At 69.0% G+C, this 15882-nt stretch carries 12 protein-coding genes and 1 pseudogene; 5 read left to right on the top strand and 8 right to left on the bottom strand.

Annotated elements, in window-relative coordinates:
* The first annotated feature begins 2 nt into the window (after nt 1–2).
* From F9K07_RS14280 to F9K07_RS14270, 3 genes and pseudogenes are all read left to right on the top strand, one after another.
* Nucleotides 3–3139 (top strand): annotated as a pseudogene (locus F9K07_RS14280) (efflux RND transporter permease subunit).
* Between the two features lie 12 nt (nt 3140–3151).
* Complete coding sequence (locus F9K07_RS14275; protein ID WP_159594067.1) at nt 3152–6298, top strand: efflux RND transporter permease subunit; 3147 nt, start codon at nt 3152–3154, stop codon at nt 6296–6298.
* Nucleotides 6299–6301: 3 nt separating this feature from the next.
* Nucleotides 6302–7708 carry an efflux transporter outer membrane subunit gene (locus F9K07_RS14270; protein ID WP_159594066.1) on the top strand — a complete coding sequence of 469 codons (1407 nt, stop codon included), beginning with the start codon at nt 6302–6304 and terminating at the stop codon, nt 7706–7708.
* A 6-nt stretch (nt 7709–7714) separates the two neighbouring features.
* Here the strand turns inward: F9K07_RS14270 and F9K07_RS14265 are convergent, their stop codons facing one another.
* Genes F9K07_RS14265 through F9K07_RS14235 form a run of 7 tightly spaced genes read right to left on the bottom strand, consistent with a single transcriptional unit; the run spans nt 7715 to nt 13004 of the window.
* Nucleotides 7715–8140, bottom strand: a complete 426-nt coding sequence (locus tag F9K07_RS14265) for a cupin domain-containing protein (protein ID WP_159594065.1) — start codon at nt 8138–8140, stop codon at nt 7715–7717.
* A gap of 18 nt (nt 8141–8158) precedes the next feature.
* Nucleotides 8159–8773, bottom strand: coding sequence for an NAD(P)H-dependent oxidoreductase (locus tag F9K07_RS14260; RefSeq protein WP_159594064.1), 615 nt, complete (start codon nt 8771–8773; stop codon nt 8159–8161).
* Nucleotides 8770–9711 carry a hypothetical protein gene (locus F9K07_RS14255; protein WP_201451554.1) on the bottom strand — a complete coding sequence of 314 codons (942 nt, stop codon included), beginning with the start codon at nt 9709–9711 and terminating at the stop codon, nt 8770–8772. The genes F9K07_RS14260 and F9K07_RS14255 overlap by 4 nt, the downstream gene beginning before the upstream one ends.
* Entirely contained in the window at nt 9711–10481 is a 771-nt protein-coding gene (locus F9K07_RS14250) for an HpcH/HpaI aldolase family protein (RefSeq protein WP_159594063.1), read from the bottom strand. The genes F9K07_RS14255 and F9K07_RS14250 overlap by 1 nt, the downstream gene beginning before the upstream one ends.
* The gene (locus F9K07_RS14245; protein ID WP_159594062.1) at nt 10478–11494 is read right to left on the bottom strand and encodes a Bug family tripartite tricarboxylate transporter substrate binding protein; all 1017 of its coding nucleotides are present in this window, start codon (nt 11492–11494) and stop codon (nt 10478–10480) included. The genes F9K07_RS14250 and F9K07_RS14245 overlap by 4 nt, the downstream gene beginning before the upstream one ends.
* Nucleotides 11495–11526: 32 nt before the next feature.
* Nucleotides 11527–12009 carry a nuclear transport factor 2 family protein gene (locus F9K07_RS14240; RefSeq protein WP_159594061.1) on the bottom strand — a complete coding sequence of 161 codons (483 nt, stop codon included), beginning with the start codon at nt 12007–12009 and terminating at the stop codon, nt 11527–11529.
* Nucleotides 12006–13004 carry a Bug family tripartite tricarboxylate transporter substrate binding protein gene (locus F9K07_RS14235; protein WP_159594060.1) on the bottom strand — a complete coding sequence of 333 codons (999 nt, stop codon included), beginning with the start codon at nt 13002–13004 and terminating at the stop codon, nt 12006–12008. The genes F9K07_RS14240 and F9K07_RS14235 overlap by 4 nt, the downstream gene beginning before the upstream one ends.
* Nucleotides 13005–13153: 149 nt before the next feature.
* Between F9K07_RS14235 and F9K07_RS14230 the strand changes: the two genes are divergently transcribed.
* Nucleotides 13154–13915, top strand: coding sequence for an IclR family transcriptional regulator domain-containing protein (locus tag F9K07_RS14230; RefSeq protein ID WP_159594059.1), 762 nt, complete (start codon nt 13154–13156; stop codon nt 13913–13915).
* 68 nt (nt 13916–13983) lie between these two features.
* Here the strand turns inward: F9K07_RS14230 and icd are convergent, their stop codons facing one another.
* Nucleotides 13984–15246 carry an NADP-dependent isocitrate dehydrogenase gene (gene icd / locus F9K07_RS14225; protein WP_159594058.1) on the bottom strand — a complete coding sequence of 421 codons (1263 nt, stop codon included), beginning with the start codon at nt 15244–15246 and terminating at the stop codon, nt 13984–13986.
* Between the two features lie 140 nt (nt 15247–15386).
* Here icd and F9K07_RS14220 point away from each other — a divergent pair, with 140 nt between their 5' ends.
* Nucleotides 15387–15833 (top strand): DUF192 domain-containing protein, encoded by a 447-nt coding sequence (locus F9K07_RS14220; RefSeq protein WP_159594057.1) that lies wholly within the window; start codon nt 15387–15389, stop codon nt 15831–15833.
* Nucleotides 15834–15882 lie beyond the last annotated feature (49 nt).

The following is a 15882-nucleotide window of genomic DNA, read 5'->3' as shown; positions in this document are numbered from 1 at the left end:
CCATGTCGCCCACACAGGCTTCGCTCTCGCGCCCGTTCATCCTGCGGCCGGTGGCCACTTCGCTGCTGATGCTGGCGGTGCTGATCGCCGGCCTGCTGGCCTGGCGGCAACTGCCGGTGGCCGCGCTGCCGCAGGTGGACTACCCGGTCATCCAGGTCTTCACATTCCAGCCCGGCGCCAGCCCCGACGTGACCGCGCGCACGGTCACCGCTCCGCTGGAACGGCGGCTCGGGCAGATCCCGGGCCTGTCGCAGATCTCCTCCACCAGCTCGGCCGGCGCGTCCGTCATCACACTGAAGTTCGCGCTGGAAGTTGACCTGGGTGTGGCCGAGCAGGATGTGCAGGCCGCCCTGAACACCGCCTCCAGCCTGCTGCCGTCCGACCTGCCGGCGCCGCCGATCTACCGCAAGGTGAATCCGGCGGACGTGCCGATCCTCACCCTGGCCATCGGCTCGGAAACACTCCCCCTGCCGCGCGTGGTGGACCTGGTGGACACGCGCATGGCCGGCCATCTCTCGCGCCTGCCTGGCGTGGGCCTGGTCAGCCTGGCGGGTGGCCAGCGCCCGGCGATCCGGGTGCGAGCCAACAGCCGGGCGCTGGCGGCCAACGGGCTCACGCTGGAAGACCTGCGCAGCACCATCGCCGCGGCCAACAACAACCAGCCCAAGGGCAGCTTCGATGGCCAGTTGCGCAGCACCATGCTGGACGCCAACGACCAGTTGCGCTCGGCGGAGGAATACCAGCGCCTGATCGTCGCCTGGCGCGATGGCGCGCCGCTGAGACTGGCCGACGTAGCGAATGTGAGCCAGGGCGCGGAAGACCGCTTTCTCGCCGCCTGGGCCGGCACGGTGTGCGGCGACGCGCACGCCACCGGCTGCGGACTGGCCCCCGCGGTGCTGCTCAACATCCAGCGCCAGCCCGGCGCGAACGTGATCGCCGTGGCCGATCAGGTGCGTGCATTGCTGCCGCAGCTCACGGCCAGCCTGCCCGCCACAGTGAAGGTGCAAGTGGTGTCGGACCGCACCGAGAGCATCCGCGCCTCGGTGCGCGACGTGCAGAAGGAACTGTTGTTCGCCATCGCCCTGGTGGTGCTGGTGACGTTCGTGTTCCTGCGCACGCTGCCCGCCACCCTCATCCCCAGCGTGGCGGTGCCGCTGTCGCTGGTCGGCACCTTCGCGGCCATGCTGTTGCTGGGCTATTCGCTCAACAACCTGAGCCTGATGGCGCTGACCATCGCCACCGGCTTCGTGGTGGACGACGCCATCGTGATGCTGGAGAACATCGCGCGCCACCGCGAGCAAGGCGCGGGGCCCATGGAGGCCGCGCTCAAGGGCGCGAGCGAGATCGGCTTCACGCTGGTCTCGCTCACGGTCTCGCTGGTGGCGGTGCTGATTCCGCTGCTGTTCATGGCCGACGTCGTGGGCCGCCTGTTCCACGAGTTCGCGGTCACGCTGGCCGTGGCCATCGGCATTTCGCTGGTGGTGTCGCTCACGCTCACACCGATGATGGCCGCGCGCATGTTGCGCGATTCACCCACACACTCAGCCGCGCACGGCGAACGGCGCGACTGGCTCAGCGGCACCATCGAGCGCTACGGCCGCGCACTCGAATGGGTACTGGCGCGACAGCCGCTGGCGCTGGTGGTGATGGCCGGCACGCTGGCCCTCACCGCCCTGCTCTACCTCGCCGTGCCAAGGGCTTCTTTCCGGTGCAGGACGCGGGCGCGATCCAGGTGGTGACCGAGGCGCCGCAAAGCGTGTCGTTCGGGGCGATGGCCGAGCGGCAGCAGGCACTGGCCGAGGTGCTGCTGAAGGAAGCGCCGGTGCACAGCATCGCCTCCTACATCGGTGTGGACGGCAGCAACGCCACGCTCAACAGCGGCCGCATGCTGCTCACGCTGGCGCCGCACGCCGAGCGCTCGATCACCGCGCCGCAGCTCATCGAGCGCCTGCGCGAACGCGCGCAGGAGGTGCCCGGCATCGAGGCCTGGTTCCAGCCCGTGCAGGAACTGTCGCTGGAAGACCGGGTGAGCCGCACGCAATACCAGTTGACCTTGAGTTCGCCCGACAGCGCCTTGCTTGCCGACTGGAGCCAACGCATGCAAGACGCGCTGGCCGCGCGGCCCGAGCTGGCCGACGTGGCGAGCAACCTGCAGCGCGAGGGCCTGCAGGCCTATCTGGAGGTCGACCGCGACGCGGCCGCGCGCCTGGGACTGCGCATGGGCGACGTGGCCTCGGCGCTGCAGAACGCTTTCGGCCAGCGCCAGATCAGCACGCTGTTCACACACGCCAGCCAGTACCGCGTGGTGCTGGAGAGCGACGACGCCGCGCAGGGTGGCCTGCGCGCGCTCGAAGGGATCTTCATCAACCCGGCCACGGGCGGCGCTGACGCGCGGCCCGTGCCGCTCTCGGCCGTGGCCAAGGTGGTCGAGCGGCGTGCACCCTTGGCGGTGGAGCACCAGGGCCAATTCCCGGCGGTCACGCTGTCCTTCAACCTGGGCCGCGGCCACTCGCTGGGCGAGGCGGTGCAGGCGATCGAGCAGGTGCGCCAGCAGATCGAACTGCCGATCGCGGTGGAGCTGGTGTACCAGGGCGCCGCGCAGGCCTTTCGCAACTCGCTCACGAACACGCTGTGGCTCGTGCTGGCGGCGGTGGTGGTGATGTACCTGGTGCTGGGCATGCTGTACGAAAGCGCGGTGCACCCGCTGACCATCCTGTCCACCCTGCCCTCGGCCACGGTCGGCGCGCTCGCCGCGCTGCTGCTGATGGGTCGTTCGCTGGACCTGATCGCGGTCATCGGCATCGTGCTGCTGATCGGCCTGGTGAAGAAGAACGGGATCATGATGGTGGACTTCGCGCTCGACGCGCAGCGCCGCCTGGGCCTGTCGCCGCGCGAGGCGATCCACCGCGCGGCGCTGCTGCGCTTTCGCCCGATCCTCATGACCACGCTGGCCGCGCTGTTCGGCGCGGTGCCGCTGATGCTGGCCAGCGGCTCGGGCGCGGAACTGCGGCAACCGCTGGGCATCGTGATGGTGGGTGGCCTGATCGTGAGCCAGGTGCTCACGCTGTTCACCACGCCGGTGGTGTACCTGGCCTTCGACCGGCTGGGCCGCCGGCGCGCCGCGCCCACGGCGACCTGAGCCCGCACCGCCATGAACGCGCTGTCCCGCTTCTTCATCCGCCGCCCGATCGGCTGCATCTTGCTGGCCATCGCGATCGTGCTGGCCGGGCTGCTGGCCTTGCGCCTGCTGCCGGTGGCCCCGCTGCCGCGCGTGGACTTCCCCGTGATCCAGGTGCGCGCCAGCCTGCCGGGCGCCAGTCCCGAGAGCATGGCCTCCACCGTGGCCGCGCCACTGGAACGCGCGCTGGGCAGCATCGCGGGGGTCACCGGCATCCGCTCCAGCAGCAACCAGGGCAGCACGAACGTGACGCTGCAGTTCGACCTCACGCGCGACATCGACGACGCCGCGCGCGAAGTGCAGGCGGCCATCAACGCCTCGCGCGGGCAATTGCCCTCGGGCATGAGCGGCAATCCCAGCTTCGTGAAGGTGAACCCTTCGCAAGCGCCGATCATGGCGCTGGCCCTGTCTTCGCCGCGCCTGCCGCCTTCGGCGCTGTACGACAACGCCTCGACCGTGCTGGCACAGAAACTGGCACAGGTGGTGGGCGTGGGCGAGGTCACGGTGGACGGTTCCTCCCTGCCAGCCGTGCGCGTGCAGGCCCGGCCCGAGGCGCTGGCGCACCGCGGCTTGTCGCTCGACGATGTGCGCAGCGCGATCGCCGACGCCAATGCCTGGCGGCCGGTCGGGCAGATCGAGCAGGACGCGCAACGCTGGCAGATCGCCCTGCCCGCGCCCCTGCGCACGGCGGCCGATTTCGAGCAACTGGTGGTGCGCCACGACGCGGGCACGCTGGTGCGCCTGCACGAAGTGGCCAGCGTGACCGATTCGGTGGAAAACCGCTACACCGCCGGCTACCACAACGACCGGCCGGCCGTGGTGCTGCTGGTGAGCCGTCGCCCGGGCGCGAACATCGTCGAGACCATCGACGCCATCAACGCCCAACTGCCCCAGCTGCGCGCCCTGCTGCCAGCCGACACCGCGTTGCGCGTGGTCATGGACCGCTCACCCGGCATCCGCGCCACTCTGCGCGAGGCGCAGTTCACCCTGGTGCTCACCTGCGTGCTGGTGATGGCCGTGGTCTGGGCTTTCCTGGCCAGTTTTCGAACCGCGCTGATCCCGGCGCTGGCGCTGCCCGTCTCGCTCGTCGGCAGTTTCGCGGTGATGTGGTGGCAGGGCTTCTCGCTCAACAACCTCTCGCTCATGGCGCTGATCGTCGCGGCCGGCCTGGTGGTGGACGACGCCATCGTGGTGCTGGAGAACATCCAGCGCCACATCGAGACCGCGCGCGCCGCGCAGGCCGCTGCGGGGCAGCGCGAGGTCGGGCGGCGCACCGTCTGGCGTGCCGCGCTCACCGGTGCGGGCGAAGTCGGCTTCACGCTGCTGGCCATGAACCTGGCGCTGATCGTGGTGTTCGTCTCGGTGCTGTTCATGGGTGGCGTGGTCGAGCGGCTGTTCCGCGAGTTCGCCATCACGCTGGTGGCGGCCATGCTGATTTCGCTGGCGGTGTCGGTCACGCTCACACCAGCCCTGTGCGCACACGGCCTGCCAGCCGGCCCGCCTTTGCGCCAGCCTGGTGCGCTCGCGCGCTTCTTCCACAGCCTGCTGGCCGACGTGCAGCACGGTTACGCGCGCAGCCTGGACTTCGCGCTGCGCCACCGTTTTCTCACCCTGTTGCTGCTGCTGGCCACGGTGGCGCTCAACGTCTGGCTTTACGTCGCGATCCCCAAAGGCATGCTGCCGCAGCAGGACACGGGCCAGCTCAGCGGCTTCGTGCGCGGTGACGACGGCTTTTCGTTCCAGGGCATGCAGCCCAAGGTGGAGGCTTTCCGGCGCCTGCTGGTGGCCGACCCGGCTGTGGCCGACGTCACCGGCGTGAGCGGCGGGCGCACCGGCACCAGCAATTCCTGGTTCCGCATCCGCCTGAAACCGCTGGCCGAGCGGCGCGAACCGGCCTCCGCCGTGGTCGCGCGGCTGCGCGCGGCCGCCCCCAAGATCGCCGGTGGCATTCTGTTCGTCTCGGTCGACCAGGACATCCGCCTCTCCAGCGGCGGTGGCGACGGTGAATATGCGTTTGTGATGCGCTCGGACTCGCTGGAGGACCTGCGGCGCTGGACGCGGCCGGTGGGCGAGGCGCTGCGCGCGCTGCCCGAACTGGCCGACGTCGACATCCCCGGCGGCGAGGACGCGCAGCAAGTGGTGCTGTCCGTGGACCGCGAGGCCGCGCGCCGCCTGGGCGTGCGCATGGACACGGTCACCACGGCCTTGAACAATGCCTTCTCGCAGCGCCAGGTGGCCACGCTGTACGACGCGCTCAACCAGTACCGCGTGGTGATGGAAGCCGACCCGCGCGGCAACAGCGAGCCCTCGGCCCTGGACCACCTGCAACTGCAGAACGACGCTGGCGAACGCGTGCCGCTGAGCGCGATCGCGACTTGGCGGTACGGCCTCACGCGCGACCGCGTGAACCACGACGCGCAGTTCGCCTCCGCCGGCATCGGCTACGGCCTGGCGCCCGGCGTGAGCCTGCAGCAGGCGCAGCAGGCGATCGAGCGCGCCGTGGGCGGCCTGCTGCTGCCCACGAGCATCGCCACTGGCGAGTACAAGGGCGATCCCAACAGCCTGCAACAGACGCTCAAGCGCCAGCCCTGGCTGATCCTGGCCGTGCTCGTCACGGTGTACCTGGTGCTGGGCATGCTGTACGAGAGCACCTTGCACCCGCTGACCATTCTCTCCACACTGCCCTCGGCCGGCGTGGGTGCGCTGCTGGCCTTGCGCATCTCCGACACCGAGTTCAGCCTGATCGCGTTGCTGGGCCTGTTCCTTCTGATCGGTGTGGTGATGAAGAACGCCATCCTCATGATCGACTTCGCGCTGAGCGCGCAGCGCACGCGCGGCCTCTCGGCGCAGGACGCGATCTTTGAGGCCGCGCAACGCCGTCTGCGCCCCATCCTCATGACCAACCTGGCGGCACTGCTCGGCGCGGTACCCCTGGTGCTGGGCCTGGGCGAAGGCTCCGAGCTGCGGCGCCCGCTGGGCATCGCCATCATCGGCGGCCTGATGGTGAGCCAGTTGCTCACGCTCTACACCACGCCTGTCGTCTACCTGGTGCTCGAGCGCCTGCGCCGCCGCGCTCCCCAGGCTTCCTCAGCCGATCCGACCGCGGCCAAGACCGCCTGACCCATGCCCGCTTCGACGCCCTTGCGCCCACTCGCCATCGCCACCCTGCCCTGGCTGCTCGCCGCCTGCGCCAGCACGGGCGACCACCGCGCGCCCGAGATCGAACTGCCCGCCCGCTTTCACCACGACAGCGGCAAAGCCCCGCCCCAGGCCATGCCCGAAAGCGACTGGTGGGCGGCCTACGCCGACCCCGAACTGGACCAGTTGCTGCGCCGCGTGGCCAGCGCCAACACCGAACTGGCGCAGGCCGAGGCGCGCTGGCGCCAGGCCCTGGCGCAGGTGGACGCGGCGCGTGCCCTCGCGCTGCCGCAGCTGGGCGCGGGCGTGGCAGCCACAAGGAGTGGCGGCAGCGCCAGTGGCGTCACCACCAACACCGGCACGCGCCAGCTCTACAGCGCGGGGCTGGACCTTTCCTGGACACCCGATCTCTGGGGCCGCGTGGCGCGCACGCGCGAGGCGGCCATGGCCAGTGCGCAGGCGCAGGCCGCGCTGGTGGATGCGGCACGGCTCGCGCTGCAACTGGCCGCCGCACAGGGCTACGTGCGGCTGCGTGCGCTGGACGCGCACCTGGCGCTCCAGGCCCAGGCCGATGCCGCCTACGAGCGCTCGCTGCAAGTCACGCGTTACCAGTACGAGGCCGGCGTGGTCGCGCGCGCCGACGTGATCCAGGCCGAGACGCAGCTGCAGTCGCTGCGCACGCAGGTCTTTGCGCTGCAGCGCCAGCGCGCGCTGGAGGCCAACGCGCTGGCCTTGCTCGTCGGCAGCACGCCGGGCGAATTTCCCATCGCATCCAGAGCGAACGCGCTGCCACCGCTGCCGAGCGTGCCCACCGCGGTGCCTGGCGAACTGCTGCGCCGCCGCCCCGACCTGGCCGCGGCCGAGCGCCTGCTGGCCGCCTCTCACGCGCGCCTGGGCGTGGCACAGACCGCGTGGCTGCCCGACCTCACGCTCTCGGCCAGTGGCACGCTGCAGGCCAGCAGTCTGGCGCGTCTGCTGGACGCACCGGCGCGCGTGTGGTCGCTCGGGCCGCAATTGGCGGCCACCTTGTTCGATGGCGGCACGCGCCGCGCGGACGAGGCGGTGGCGATGGCCGCCTATGACGAACAGGCCGCGGCCTGGCGCACGGGCGTGCTCAGCGCGGTGCGCGAGACCGAGGACGCGCTGGCACAGCTGTCCACACTCGCCGAGCAAGACCAGCAGCAACAGCGCCTGGTGGCGCTGGCGGCGGAAAACGAACGGGTGGTGGGTTACCGGTACGAAGCCGGCGAGATCGGCTTTCTCGAAGTGGCCACCGCGCAGAACCTCGCGCTCTCGGCCCGCCGCGCCGCGCTGGACGTGCAGGCCGAGCGCCTGAGCGCCAGCATGGCGCTGGTAGCGGCGCTGGGAGGCGGCTGGCGCGCGCCGCGTTGAGCGTTCTTATGCCGCCGGCTCGCGCTGGTGGTCCATGAGGTGGGCGTAGTCTTCGCGCACCGGCGCGAACAGGTCGATCTCGAAGACGGGCTTGTCGCCCACCACCTCGATGTAATGCTCGGTGTGTGGCGGCACGCGCAACAGGCTGCCCGGCCTGCAGGCGTGCGGCACGCCGCCCACGTGAAAGATGCACTCGCCCTCCACCACCACCACCAACTGGTCAAAGTCGTGGCTGTGCGGGCGCAGTGTGGCGCCGGGTTGCACCCAGGCGAACTGGCACAGCACGTGGTCGCCGCCAAAGCCGGCGCGCTCGATGCCCGGGCGCATCTTCTCGCGCGGCAAATCGTTCCAATTCATGAGCTGCGCGGGCGCAATGAAGGCTCGAGGTGCGGTTGTGCCGTGGTCGGCCTGCGTGGGGTTTGGGGTGCTCATGGTGGGCTGTCGGTGGTGTCAAGTGGTGACGGGTCGGGTGTAAACGGTCTTGGCGCGGTCGTCGTCCCGGCCTGCGAACTGGACCTTGGGCGTGGCGTGCAGCACGTGCTGCTCATAGGCCAGTGCCTGCACGGCGAGCGCACCGTCGTCAATTTCCCGCGCGGCGGTAATGGCAAACGGCGCCAGGTAGTGCATGCCGGTGTGGCGCGCCAGCAGTTCGTAGGGCGTGAGCACCTCGGCCAACGAATGGCGGTAGCGGCCTTCGTGCGTGTAGTCGCGGCCGTGCGAGCCCGTGGTCACGGCGACGCCAAAGGTCTTGAAGTTCAGCGCCCGCCCGCCCGGCCCATAGGCCCAGCCACGCTGGCAGATGCGCACCAGCCAGGTCGAGAGCACGGGCGGTGCGCTGTACCAGGTCAGTGGAAACTGCAGCACGATGCGATCGGCGGCGACCAGCCGCTGCTGGTGCTGGGCAATGTCCCAATCGCCGTTCGGGCTCTCGGCGACGAGATCCAGCACGTCGGCCGAGCCGCGGGCGCGCAGCGGCGCGAGCATGGCCGCGTTCAGGCGCGAGCAACCCAGGTTCGGGTGCGCCAGCACCACCAGGGGACGGCGTGGGGTTGGGGTGGTGGTCATGGCGCGCCCTCCTTGGGCAGCGGGTAGTCGTCGGCGTTGAGCACCCAGCCGGGCTTGAGCGAGAAGTCCCAGCGGGGCGGCGAAAAAATGTCGACCAGCTGGTTCAACCCTTCGAGCACAGCGCGCGAGGTGTGGATGGCACGCGGCGGAATCACCGCGATCGAGGGAGCGCCGCAGTGCACCGCTTCGTCTTCGCGCCAGTGGTGCATGTTGCCCGTCCACGGCCAGCGCAGGTGGTGCACAAAAGCCCCCTCCAACGCCAGCGAGCCTTGCTCGAAGTCGTCGTGGTGGTGGGGCGAGAGCTGGGCCACGTCGCGCGGGCCCACTTGCGCCGGCAGCACATTGACCATGAAGGTCGAGCAGCGCCAGATGCGGCCGAAACGCCCGGGTTCGTCGGCCACGTCCAGGCTGTGGTGGCGCACGCATGGGCCATCGGCCGCCGTGGGCCAGGGCGCGAACGGTGGCATGTAAGGATGCGGCGCTTCGTACGCAGCCTGGTTGCTGCAGCGTGCGCACAGATCGGCCGATTGCGTGCTGAAAAGCAACACCAGCCGGCCGGCCTGGCGCACGCGCAAGGCGCTCGCCCCGGCGGGCACGAAGGCGATGCGGTGGCCCGCCACGGCCGTGGTACGGCCCTGCCATTCGATGTCCACCGCCGCGCTCTCATCGGGCTGCAGCAGCACGTATTCGTCGGGCTGATCGGCGCGCTCGAAACAGGCACCGGCTTGCGCCTCGACGTAGGCCACGATGAAGTTCTGGCCGCGCGCGAACCACATCCTCAAGCCCGCAGCTTCGTGCTGCGGTGGGCCGTCGTGGAAACGCGCGATCTCGGCGGGCGAGAACCCTTGTGTCGAGGTGGAGGGACCGTAAGCGGCCAGGCTGGCACGGGGATCGGGAGACGTGGGAGACATGGCGCGGAACATAGAAAACGAAGGCATCAGACTCCTGCGGCGCAGGCGGTACGAAAGCTGCCCAGCGCCTGAGAAGCTGCGCTGCGAAGGAAACCCTGGTCGGACGAAACGATGAAGCCCCTTACACCCAACGGCTGCAGGCGCGCGGCCTCCTGCGCGCTGGCTGTCATCACCCACGCGGCTTTGCCAGCGCGGCGTGTGGCCTGCAGCACGCGTTCGGTCATCGCGGCCACGCGCTCGGCATTCGGCGTGCGGTCTTGCAGGGCCACGGCGAGGTCGCCCCGGCCGATGAAGACGCCATCGAGTCCCGGCACATCGACGATCGCGTCGATGGCATCGACACCGGCCACGTCTTCAACCATGGCGATCACCGCGATCGCGCGATCGGCCATGTCCACGTGGTCCCACATCGCGCGCCCACCATAACCACCGGCCCGGGTCGAATTCGAGAATCCGCGGCGGCCCGCGTAGCGGCTCAGTGTCACGAGTTCGCGCGCCTTGTCCACCGAATCGATGTGCGGCACGAGAACGCCGGCCGCCCCGTCGTCCAGCGCCGCGAGGATGTGCGGCCCGCTGAGCGCTGGCACACGCACCAGCGCCGCAATGCCGGCGGCCCGCGCTCCCAGCAGCATGGTGTCCATCGCGTGGCGCTCGAACGGCGCGTGCTCGGCGTCGATCACCACGAAGTCGAAGCCCAGGTCGCCCAGGATTTCGGTGGCGTGCGGCGATGGCGTCTTGATGAAGCTGCCGAACAGGGCAGCGCCGCCCACGAGTTGGTCGCGAAAACCGGGCGTCATCGCATCTCGATCTTGATCTTGCCCAGGCGCGCCTGGAGCGCAGCGTGCCGTGCCGTGACCACCGCCGCGAACTCCGCGGGCGAGGAAGCGACATTGATCGCCCCTGCCGTCTCCAGCCGCTGTCGGCCCGCCGGATCGGCGGCGGCTTTCTTCACCGCCTCCTGCACCGCGCGCACCACCTCGAGCGGCGTGCCGGTGCGCGCCACGAGGCCAATGAAGAAGCTGGCACCGAAATCGGCGATGCCGGCTTCGGACAAGGTCGGCACGCCCGGCAGCGAGGCCATGCGCTGTGCGCTGGACACTGCCAGGGCGCGCAGGCGGTGGGCTTCGAGCAGCGGGCGAGCCGAGGCCACGCCCGAGACGGACGCATCGACCAGACCGGTGGACACGTCCTTGAGCATCTCGGCCGCACCCTTGTACGGCACGTGCACCATCTTGAGCTGGTGATCGGCCACGAAACCGGCCAACGCCAGGTGCAGCGGCCCCCCCACGCCGCTGGAGCCGTAGCTGAGATCGCGTTGCTGGCGCGAGGCGTCGCGGGCCAGCTGCACGAAGTCGGCCATGCTGCGCGCGGGCGAGTTGTCGGGAACCACGAAGACCATGGGCATGTCGACCAGTTGCGTGATCGGTGCGAAGTCCTGCTGCGGCTTGTAAGCCAGGTTGGGATTGAGCAAGGGGTTGAGCACCATGGCCGAGTCGGTGGCCGCGAGCAAGGTGTAGCCATCGGCCGGCGCCTTGAGCAAGGTTTGCACGCCGATGGATTCGTTGGCGCCCGGCTTGTTGTCGATGACCACCGGCTGGCCCCAAAGGTGCTGCAGGGCCAGGGCGTAGGGGCGAACGATGGCGTCGAGCGAGCCGCCCGGTGGATAAGGCACCACGATGGTGACCGCGCGCTGCGGCCAGGTGCTGCTGCGCGCGGCGTTGTCCTGGGCCAGTGTGGTGCCGGCAATGCACGCCATCGCGCACACCGCAGCCACCCGGGCCACGCGGCCCAAGGTCTGGAAGGGGTTCATGGTCTGTCTCGTATGGGGGGTTGGAGAAGGCGTCAGGCCTTGGCCAGCGGCAAAGCGATGGGGCGGTGGTCGTCGCTCACGAAAAGCACTGTGGCCTCGCGCGAGCGGTAGCGCCATAGGCCTTGCGCGTCGCGTTCGCAGATGTCGTCGTAGCGCGCCACCAGCAGCGGCTGCGCCGGGTGTGGCGGCAGACCGTCTTGCGCGAACAGCAGCAGGAAACAATGGCTGTGAGCGGTGTCGGTCGTGGCCCCAGACACATGCAGGTTGGTGAACAAATGGCACGAAGTCCGCGCACCACGGGCCGCGCGCTCTTCGTAGGCGGCGCGGATGGCCGCCTGGCCCGTGCTCACGCGCCGTTCTGCGCCATGGGCGATGGCGTAGTGGCCGTCGACGGTGAACAGCTCGGGCACCTGTGCGGACTGACCGTTGTCGATCTGGTAGGCGAAGCGCGCGTTCAGCGCGTCGATCGCCTGGCGGGCCAGCGCTTCGGCGGCAAAGTCACGCGCGCCCATCATTCGGCCGCGATGTTCATGGACGTGATGATGTCCGACCACCGCTTGTGCTCGGCCTTGAGCAGCTTGTCGAGCTGCGCGGGCGACATGACGGTGTGCGTCATGCCACGATCGCGCAGCTGCTGCTTCGTCGCGGGCTCGCTCATGGCGCGGTCCACTTCCCGGTTGATCTGCGCCAGCAACGGGCCCGGCAGGTTGCTGCGCGCAAAGATGCCGTACCAGTTGCTGACCTCGAAGTTGGAAATGCTCTCGGCCACGGCGGGCACGTCGGGCAGCAGCTCGGAGCGCCTGGCCTCGGTCACCGCGATCAGCTTGACCTTGCCGGCATGGGCCTGCGGCATCAGCAGCGAGGCGCCGCCGGCGAACAGATCGACCTCGCCCGCCACCAGCGCGGCCACGGCCGGCCCGCCGCCGCGGTAAGGCACGTGCGTCATCTTCAGATTTGCAAACCGCGCCAGGTATTCGAGCGTGAGGTGGTTGTGCGAACCGATGCCACCCGACGAATAGTTCACCTTGCCCGGGTGGGACTTGATGTAGGCCAGCAGTTCGGCGAGGTTGTTCACCGGCAGCCGCGTGGACACGGCGATCACGTTGACCACATAGGCCAGCATGGCCACGGGCACGAAGTCGGCCATGGGGTCGAACGTGAGGCCCTTGTACAGCGAGCCGTTCATTGCGTGTTGCGACATCGCGCCCACCTCCAGCGTGTAGCCGTCGGCCGGCGCGCGCACCACCATCTGCGCGCCGATGTTGCCGCCAGCGCCACCGGTGTTTTCCACCACGGTCGGCTGGTTCGCGGCGGGGAAGAACTGCTTGCTCAACAGACGCGCCAGCAAGTCCGTGGACCCACCCGGTGGGTACGGCACGACCAGGCGGATGGGCTTGTTGGGGTAGGTGGTGTTGGCCAGGGCTGCGCCCGAGAAGCCGGAGAGGCCCGCGAAAGGCAGCAAGGCCAGAGCAGCGGTCAGTTGGCGTCGACGTGTGGGAATCGCTTGCATGTGTTTGTCTCTGTTGTTGAAGTGCGTGCGGCAGTCTAGGCACGCAGCCGCCCAAAATGAGCGTCGCGGCTCGGCTGAAACGGCGGATTCCGACTGTCGGAATGCAAGGGCGCACCGGTTTTCCGGGCTTGGTGCGGTAATCTGCCCCCATGAAAGACGACCCGATACGCGCCGTCCAGCGCGTGCTGAACCTGCTGCGCCTCATGAACGAGCGCGAGGTCTGGAGCCTGCAGGCGCTGCAGGAGCGCACGGGTCTGCCCAAGTCCACCTTGCACCGTCTGCTGAGCACGCTGCAGGCCGAGCACTGCGTCTACAGCGGCCCGGAGATGGCGGGCCGCTACCGTCTGACGCAGTCGGTGACCGAACTCAGCCGGGGCGTGACGCAGAAGAACCGCTTGGCCGATGTGGCGCGGCCGATCGTGATCGCCGCCACCAGGGACAGCAAGTGGCCCATGGCCATGGGCGTGATCGACGGCCCGGTGGTGCGCGCCAATGTGTGTTCGATGCCGTACAGCCCGTACTCCATGAAGCCGACCTCCATCGGCCAGGCCTACGATCTGCTGTCGACGGCCCTGGGCAACGCTTACCTGGCCTTCTGCGACCGCAAGGAACGCCGCATCCTGATCGACCTGCTGAACCAACAAGACTGCGGTCTTGCGCGCTGGAACGCGCCGGCCTTGCGTCAGATGATGCGCAACGCGCGCCAGCGTGGCCACACCCAGCGCAACGGCCAGCGCAACGACGAAAGCAGCGCGATCGCAGTCCCTGTTCGCAGCCGCTCGGGACAGTTGCTTGGCGTGCTGGCCTGCTCGACCTTTTCGCGCAGCATGTCGCCGAGCTGGCTGGCGCGCATGGTGCCGGTGGCCAAGGCCACCGCGCGAGACATCGGTGAAGCGTTCGGGCCGGACTGAAGCTCGGAGGCTTTCAACGCCTGCCCTGAGCGCTCAGCGCGGCTTGCCGGTGCACGCCCGCGCGCGGCTCACATCTCTTCGATGAACTCTTCCATCACCTGGCCAAAACGCGAGGTGCTGACCTGCACCGCGCCCTGCATGGCGCGGGCAAAGTCGTGCGGCACCTGCTTGCTGGCGATGGCCGCCTTGAGCGCGGCGATGAGGATGTCGGCACCCTCTTTCCAGCCCAGGTGGCGCAGCAGCATCTCGGCGGCCAGGATCTGCGCGCACGGGTTGGCGTAGTCGCGCCCAGCCAGTTTGGGCACCGGGCCGTGCGTCGGTTCGAAACTGGCCAGCGTGTCCGACAGGTTGGCACCGGGCGCGATGGCAATGCCCCCGACCTGCGCGGCCAGTGCGTCGGCGATGTAGTCGCCGTTGAGGTTGAGCGTGGCCACCACCGAGAACTCCAGCGGCCGCAGCAGGCTTTGCTGCAGGAAGTCGTCGGCGAAGCAGTCTTTGATGAGGATCTCCCGGCCCGTCTTCGGGTTGCGCATCTGGCACAAAGGGCCGCCGTCCAGCAACTCGGCACCGAACTCCGTTTGCGCCAGCGCGTAGGCCCAGTCGCGGAACGCGCCTTCGGTGTACCGCATGATGTTGCCCTTGTGCACGATGGTCACGCTGGGCTTGTCGTGGTCGATCGCGTACTGGATCGCCTTGCGCATCAGCCGCTCGGTCCCCTCGCGCGACACGGTCTTGATGCCCACGCCCGAGGTGCCAGGGAAACGGATCGAGGTCACGCCCATCTCGTCCTGCAACAGGCCAATGAGCTTTTGCGCCTGCGGCGAGCCGGCTTCGAACTCGATACCGGCGTAGATGTCTTCGGAGTTTTCGCGGAACACGACCATGTGGGTCTTCTCCGGCTCCTTCAAGGGCGAGGGGACGCCCGGCAGGTACTGCACCGGGCGCAGGCACACATACAGATCGAGCGCCTGACGCAAGGCCACGTTGAGCGAGCGGATGCCGCTGCCCGCCGGGGTGGTGAGCGGGCCCTTGAGCGAGACCACGTGCTCGCGCAGAGCGGTCACGGTTTCGGTGGGCAGCCAGGCATCGGGGCCATACAGCGCCGTGGCCTTCTCGCCGGCGTAGGCCTCCATCCAGTGGATCTGGCGGCGGCCCGCATAGGCCTTGGCCACTGCGGCGTCAACCAGCTTGAGCGCCACCGGCATGATGTCAACCCCGGTGCCATCGCCCTGGATGTACGGCAGCACGACCTGGTCGGGCACGTTGAGCGAGAAATCGCTGTTGACGGTGATCTTCTGACCTTGGGTCGGCACTTGGATGTGCTGGTACATGCGGGGAACGCTCCAGGAAACGGGGACGGGAACAAGCCGCGAAATTCTAGACTCAACATGCGCAAGCCCTCCGCCACGCGCCCGGCCCCCACCTTAGCCGACAATCCGGGCCTGTTCGACCGCCTCACGCACTTCGAATCATGAAATCACTTCTCTCCCTCTGCGGCCTGCTCTTCGCGCTCAACGGCGCGGCCTGGTCCCAGAACACACCGCAACTCGACCTTCCCCGCGTCTCCCTGTCGGTGGGCATGCGTCTGATCGACGCCCAGGTGGCAGCCACGCCACAGCAACGCGAAATCGGCCTGATGCACCGGCGCGACATGGGCACGAACGAAGGCATGCTGTTCGTCTTCGAACAGCCGGCCGGCCAGTGCTTCTGGATGAAAAACACCTTGCTGCCTCTGACAGCAGCGTTCGTTGCCGACGATGGCACCATCGTGAACCTCGCGGACATGAAGCCGCAAAGCCTGGACTCGCACTGCTCGGCCAAGCCGGTGCGTTACGTGCTGGAGATGCACCAGGGCTGGTTCGCCCAGCGCGGCATCAAAGCCGGCACGCGCCTGAGCGGCGCGCTTTTCGGCAAATGAAAAAGGCCGCCGTTGCCGGCGGCCTCGTCATCCTTGCCGTGCGGATGAA

The organism is Hydrogenophaga sp. BPS33 (assembly GCF_009859475.1).
Lineage (GTDB): Bacteria > Pseudomonadota > Gammaproteobacteria > Burkholderiales > Burkholderiaceae_C > Hydrogenophaga.
This window is presented reverse-complemented; position numbering and strand designations above follow the sequence as displayed.